The 6,286-nt window shown below is 69.7% G+C and carries 6 protein-coding genes; all 6 read left to right on the top strand.

Translation table 11 applies throughout. The annotated features are described in order from the left end of the window. A partial coding sequence (locus tag G6022_RS07880; RefSeq protein WP_206682367.1) for an urease accessory protein UreD occupies positions 1 to 959 on the top strand: 959 nt, incomplete at its 5' end. A gap of 157 nt (positions 960 to 1,116) precedes the next feature. Continuing rightward, on the top strand, positions 1,117 to 2,370 hold the full coding sequence (urtA, locus tag G6022_RS07875) for an urea ABC transporter substrate-binding protein (RefSeq protein WP_182610273.1): 1,254 nt from the start codon (positions 1,117 to 1,119) through the stop codon (positions 2,368 to 2,370). 85 nt (positions 2,371 to 2,455) lie between these two features. Then, the gene (gene urtB / locus G6022_RS07870) at positions 2,456 to 3,340 is read left to right on the top strand and encodes an urea ABC transporter permease subunit UrtB (protein ID WP_182610272.1); all 885 of its coding nucleotides are present in this window, start codon (positions 2,456 to 2,458) and stop codon (positions 3,338 to 3,340) included. Further along, the gene (gene urtC / locus G6022_RS07865) at positions 3,337 to 4,554 is read left to right on the top strand and encodes an urea ABC transporter permease subunit UrtC (protein ID WP_241731119.1); all 1,218 of its coding nucleotides are present in this window, start codon (positions 3,337 to 3,339) and stop codon (positions 4,552 to 4,554) included. The genes urtB and urtC overlap by 4 nt, the downstream gene beginning before the upstream one ends. After that, on the top strand, positions 4,551 to 5,456 hold the full coding sequence (gene urtD, locus G6022_RS07860; protein WP_241731118.1) for an urea ABC transporter ATP-binding protein UrtD: 906 nt from the start codon (positions 4,551 to 4,553) through the stop codon (positions 5,454 to 5,456). Before urtC ends, urtD begins: the two co-directional genes overlap by 4 nt. Beyond that, positions 5,453 to 6,154 (top strand): urea ABC transporter ATP-binding subunit UrtE, encoded by a 702-nt coding sequence (gene urtE / locus G6022_RS07855; protein ID WP_182639088.1) that lies wholly within the window; start codon positions 5,453 to 5,455, stop codon positions 6,152 to 6,154. Before urtD ends, urtE begins: the two co-directional genes overlap by 4 nt. Positions 6,155 to 6,286 lie beyond the last annotated feature (132 nt).

The raw sequence follows: 6,286 nt of genomic DNA, 5'->3' as shown, positions 1-6,286 counted from the left end.
CCGACCCCGGCCACGTCTCGGCGGTCGTGGCGGCCGGTCCGGCGCACGCGGCCGGGTCGCTGCCCGTGGGATCGCCGGGCAAGGTCGGCGTCCTGGACCTCGACTACCGGGTCGACGCCGACGGGCGCACAGTGCTGGCCGACCGCTACCAGAAGTCTCCTCTACAGGTGATGCGCCCGCTGTACGTCGACCCGGTGCTGCCCCACGTCCCGGTCACCTATCTCATGTCGACGGGCGGGGGCGTGGTGGGCGGCGACCGGCTGGACATCGACGTCCGGCTGGCCGACCGGTCCCATTCGGTGATCACCACCCAGGCCGCCACGCGTATCCACCGCATGGACGCCGGCTTCGCCACGCAGGACGTCGCGTTGACGCTGGGCGCCGGCGCAGTGTGCGAGTGGGTTCCCGACCCCCTCATCCCGTACGCCGGGAGCAGGTTCCAGCAGCGGCTGCGGGCAACGATCCCCGAGGACGCGGTGCTGGTGGTCTCCGATGTCCTCACCGCCGGCCGAGTGGCGCGCGGTGAGCGGTGGGCGGTGGACGCGCTGGTCTCGCAGGTGGAGCTCGCCCGTCCCGACGGCACCCCGGTGGTGGTGGACACCACGCGGATCATGGGCAGAGCGGGTGCCGGGGTCGGCGCCGGGGTCGGCGCCGGACAGACCGGGCCCGACGACGACATGGTCACCGGCGGGTCCGATGCCATCGGCACACTGTTCGTGCTGGCGCCGGGGCCGGCGGCGGACCTGGCGGCCTCGATGCGTGCGGCCATCGGCTCGAGCGTGGGCGTGCGCTGGGATGAAGTGCGCTGCGGGGTGAGCACCCTGCCCGAGGGGTGCGGGGCGTGGGCCCGGGTGGTGGGCGGCAGCCCGGAGGCGGTGGATGCCGCTGTTCGCGCGGTGTGGTCCGCCGCCCGGAAACACGTCCTGGGGGCGCCGGCGCCGGACCTGCGCAAGGGCTGAGAAACCCAGGGTTCACTGCAGGTGGATCGAGGCAACACAGACGAAACACTGTGGAACCGTGCGGCTCACATGAAACTCATAACTTTGCGTTCATCGAGCGTCGATCCCCGAGAAGCGGGGGCCATCGACAGCCCGCCCACGGCAAGGATGAACCCGCGTGAAATCCATCTCCAGACGCACTGCTGCCGCCGCCGCCCTCGTGGTCCTGGGGGCCGGAGCCCTCACCGCCTGCGGCAACCGCACCTCGGACACCGCCGCGGCTTCCGCGGAATCGTGCGTGGACACCTCAGGCGACACCATCAAGATCGGGTCGCTGCACTCGCTCTCGGGAACCATGGCGATCTCCGAGCGGACCGTGCGAGACTCCGTCGAGCTCGCCGTGGAGCAGATCAACGCCGACGGCGGAGTGATGGGCAAGCAGATCGAGACCGTGGTCGAGGACGGGGCCTCCGACCCGGCCGTGTTCGCGGAGAAGGCGCAGAAGCTCATTACCAGCGACTGCGTGGCCGCGATCTTCGGGGGATGGACCTCCTCCTCCCGCAAGGCCATGCTGCCGGTGGTCGAGGACAACAACGCGCTGCTCTACTACCCCGTCCAGTACGAGGGGCTCGAGGCGTCGGAGAACATCTTCTACACCGGCGCCACCACCAACCAGCAGATCGTCCCGGGGCTGGAGTACCTCAAGGAGCAGGGCGTCGAATCGATGTACCTCGTCGGTTCGGACTACGTCTTCCCGCAGACCGCCAACCGCGTGATCAAGGCGTGGGCGGAGGCCAACGACGTCGAGATCCTCGGTGAGGACTACACGCCGCTCGGGTCCACCGACTTCTCCACCATCGTCAACAAGGTGCGCACCGCCGACCCGGACGCCGTCTTCAACACCCTCAACGGCGACTCCAACGTGGCCTTCTTCCGCGAGTACACCAACGCCGGCCTCACCGCGGAGGACACCCCGGTGGTGAGCGTGTCGATCGCCGAGGAAGAGGTCCAGGGCATCGGCGCGGACAATATCGAGGGCCAGCTCACGTCGTGGAACTACTACCAGACCATCGAGAGTCCGGAGAACACGTCGTTCGTCGAGGCGTTCAAGGCCAAGTACGGCGAGAACAGGGTCACCTCCGACCCCATGGAGGCCGCGTACACCTCGCTGTTCCTGTGGAAGAACACGGTCGAGAAGGCGGGCAGCTTCGACGTCGCCGAGATCCAGGAGAACGCCGGCGGCGTGAGCTTCGACGCCCCGGAGGGCACCGTGACGATCAACGGGGACAACAACCACATCTCCAAGACCGCACTCGTCGGGGAGATCCGCCCCGACGGCCTGATCTACGAGGTGTGGAGCTCGGGCGAGCCCATCGAGCCGGATCCCTTCCTGGAGGGCTACGACTGGGCCGGCGACCTGTCCGGTAACTGACCCAGTCCGAGTCCACCGCCCCCCCGCGGCGGTCCCGGTCACCGGGGCCGCCGCGGGCGGGCGCACGCAGGAGAAAGGAGCCGGTGTGGACGTCATCATCGGTCAACTCGCGACAGGACTGAGCATCGGCTCGATCCTGTTGCTCGCAGCGCTCGGCCTGTCCCTGACCTTCGGGCAGATGGGCGTCATCAACATGGCGCACGGCGAGTTCATCATGGCCGGCTGTTACACGGCCTACGTCATCCAACAATTCGTCGCCGCCTCCGGTGCGGGGCTGGCGATCTCCCTCGTGGCGGGGTTCGTGGTGGGCGGGTTGCTCGGGGTGATCCTCGAGGTGCTGCTCATCAGACGGCTGTACGCCCGACCGCTCGACACACTGCTCGTCACCTTCGGCGTCGGGCTGGTGCTGCAACAGATCGCGCGCGACATCTGGGGAGCCCCCGCCGTCAACGTCGAGGTGCCCGCGTTCCTCCGCGGGAACCTGGTCCTGCTCGGGGCCTCCGTCCCGTACACGCGGGTCTTCATCTTCCTCCTGGCCGTGGCGTGTGTCGCCGCCCTCATGGCGGCCATGCGGTTCACCCCGATGGGGCGGCGCATCCGGGCGGTCACCCTCAACCGTGATCTCGCGGAGAGCTCGGGCATCAACTCGCGCCGTAGCGACCTGACCACGTTCTTCATCGGCTCCGGCCTCGCGGGGGTGGCGGGCGTGGCGCTGACCCTCATCGGTTCGACGAGCCCCACCATCGGGCAGTCCTACCTCATCGACGCCTTCCTCGTGGTGGTGGTCGGGGGCCTCGGTCAGCTGAGGGGCGCCGTCATCGCGGCCTTCGCGCTGGGGATCCTCAACTCGTTCTTCGAATACTCCACGACCGCCTCCGTGGCGAAGGTGCTCGTCTTTGTGACGATCATCGTCTTCCTCCAGATCCGCCCGCAGGGGCTGTTCGCCGTCAAGACCAGGAGCCTGGCATGACCGACACCGCCACCATCGGCACCACCACCCCGGACCCGGCCGAGCCGGCCGCGGGTCGTCGGGGACGGCCACCTCGTCTGCCCCTGCCCGGCGCGCTGACCACCGAGGGCGAACGACCCCGTTGGGTGTTCTGGGTGGCGCTCGCCGTCGCCGCGATCCTCATCTTCGGCGTCGCACCCGCGCTGCTGAGCGAGTTCAGGCTCAACCTGCTGGCCAAGTTCTTCTGCTTCGGCATCGTCGCCAGTGGGATCGGGCTGGCGTGGGGGCGGGGCGGCATGCTCACGCTCGGCCAGGGCGTGTACTTCGGCGTCGGCGCGTACGCCATGGCGATGTACCTCAAGCTCGCCGACGCCCGCGACCGCGGCGGTCCCGACGCCCTGCCGGACTTCATGCAGATCGCCGGGATGCGGTCGCTGCCCGGGTATTGGGAACCGTTCGCCTCGCCGATCTTCACCCTCGTGGTGATCCTGCTCCTGCCACCCCTGCTGGCCTTCGGGTTCGGATACCTGGTGTTCAACCGCAAGGTCAAGGGCGCCTACTTCGCGATCCTGTCCCAGGCCCTCGCGGCCGCCGCGGCGATCTTCCTGGTCAGCCGCCCCGAGCTCGGCGGATCCAACGGACTCAACCGGTTCACCGGCTTCTTCGGCTTCGCCCTGTCGGATCCGGCCAACCGCCAGATGCTGTACTTCATCACCGGCGGCGCCCTCATCGGAGTGGTGTTGCTGGTGCGCCAGTTCATGCACTCGCGCTTCGGTGAGCTGCTCGTGGCCGTCCGCGACCAGGAGGAGCGGGTCCGCTTCCTGGGGTACGACCCGGCGCTGGTCAAGTCCCTGGCGTACGCGGTCGCCGCCTTCGCCGCCGGGATCGCCGGCGCGCTGTTCGTCCCGATCGTCGGGATCATCTCGCCCTCGGCGATCGGCATCGCCCCGTCGATCGCGTTCCTCATCGGCGTCGCGATCGGCGGCCGGGCCACCCTGCTCGGCCCGGTCCTGGGAGCGATCGGCGTGGCCTGGGCGCAGACGACCTTCTCCGAGGCCTACCCGTCGCAGTGGACCTACCTGCAGGGTGTGCTCTTCATCGTCGTCGTGGGCTTCCTGCCCGGCGGCCTGGCCAGCCTGTTCGTCATCCGCCGGCGCCGCAGGTCCACCGGGTCCGGCCCCGCGACCCCCGCCACCACCGGATCCACCGGATCCAACACGGAGGAGACCCCATGACCCCCACCGCTGTGGCCACCGATTCGACCGGGGCCGGAGGCGGCCGCGCCGGCGCCTCGACGGGACGGACCTACCTGGAGGTCCGCGGTCTGACCGTCTCGTTCGACGGGTTCCGCGCCGTCGACGGGGTGGACCTGACGCTGATCCAGGGAGACCTCAAGTTCCTCATCGGACCCAACGGCGCGGGCAAGACCACCGTCGTCGACGCGATCACGGGGCTGGTCCCGGCGACGGGGACGGTCGACAAGACCGGGCAACCGGTGCTGGGGATGAAGACCCACAAGATCGCGCGCATGGGGATCGGACGGACCTTCCAGACGGCCAGTATCTTCGAGGACCTCACGGTGGAGCAGAACCTGGACATCGCGGCCGGCTCCGGTCGGGGATGGGTGACCCTGCTCCGGCGGCGCCGCGGCCGCGCGACCGTGGTCTCCGAGGCGCTGGAGACCATCGGTCTCGAGCACCTGGCCGGCACCAAGGCCGGGGTGTTGGCCCACGGTCAGAAGCAGTGGCTGGAGATCGGCATGCTGCTCGTCCAGGACTCCGACGTGATGCTCCTCGACGAGCCCGTCGCCGGCATGGGGGCGGACGAGCGCAAGGCCACCGGGGAACTGCTCCAGCGCATCGCCGCCGACCGCACGGTGGTGGTGGTGGAGCACGACATGGACTTCATGCGCGACTTCGCCACCTCGGTCACCGTCCTCGCGGCCGGCAAGGTCCTCGCCGAGGGCACGGTCGCCGAGATCCAGGCCGACCCCAATGTCCAGCAGGTGTACCTGGGCACCGCGGCCGCCACCGGCACCGAGTTGGAAACCGGTACCGAGCCGGAAACCGGTACCGAGCCGGAAAGCGGTACCGAGCCGGAAAGCGGCACCGAACCCGAGATGGAGTCAGACGAATGAGCGAACTACTGCAGATGTCGGGCGTCCGCGCCGGGTACGGCGGGTCCGAGGTGCTCCACGGGGTGGACCTGGAGGTCCCCGCCGGGGGCGTGGCCGCGGTGCTCGGGCACAACGGGGCGGGTAAGACGACCCTGCTGCGGGCCGCCGTCGGCCTGCTGCCGTGCAAGGCCGGCACGATCACCTTCGACGGCCAGGACATCACCGGACTCAAACCGCATGGCCGAGTGGCGCTGGGTATCGGCTACGTGCCCCAGGGTCAGCAGTCGTTCACCCAGCTCACGACCGCCGAGAACCTGCGGGTCGTGGCGGACGGGCGCAAGCGGGGGAAGGCGCTCATCGACGAGTCACTCGACCTGTTCCCGGCGCTCAAGGAGCTGCTGGATCGGAAGGCCGGGTTGCTCTCCGGTGGGCAGCGGCAGCAGCTGGCCATCGCCCGGGCGCTCATCACCGAGCCGCGGCTGCTGGTGCTGGACGAGCCGACCGAGGGCATCCAGCCCAATGTCGTGGCCGAGATCGAGCGGATCATCGTGGACCTGGCCTCGCGCGGCGACCTGTCCGTGCTGCTGGTCGAGCAGCATGTGGGGTTCTCCCTGAGGGCCTCGGACGTGTTCTACGTGGTGGAGTCGGGCCGGGTCACCCACTCGGGCGCCTCCGACGACACCGCCGCCCACGAGGTGACGTCGGCGCTGGCGATCTGAGCGAACCGGTCCCCTCGCCAAGAGCGTTCCGCACACATCGGCCGAGAGGCGGGTGTGCGGAACGCTCTTGGCGATGCCGCGGGCCGGACTGCGGGCCGGGCGGCGGGCCGGGCGGTGGGGCCGGTCAGCGCG

The organism is Dietzia sp. Cai40, from assembly GCF_014145165.1.
Lineage (GTDB): Bacteria > Actinomycetota > Actinomycetes > Mycobacteriales > Mycobacteriaceae > Dietzia > Dietzia natronolimnaea.
The sequence above is the reverse complement of the archived record's forward strand: the minus strand, read 5'-3'. Positions and strand labels throughout refer to the sequence as shown.

Bases quoted from the DNA above. Each gene is read 5' to 3' on its own strand.
- urtC (WP_241731119.1), top strand. From the start codon at position 3,337: ATGACCGACACCGCCACCATCGGCACCACCACCCCGGACCCGGCCGAG.
- urtD (WP_241731118.1), top strand. From the start codon at position 4,551: ATGACCCCCACCGCTGTGGCCACCGATTCGACCGGGGCCGGAGGCGGC.
- urtE (WP_182639088.1), top strand. From the start codon at position 5,453: ATGAGCGAACTACTGCAGATGTCGGGCGTCCGCGCCGGGTACGGCGGG.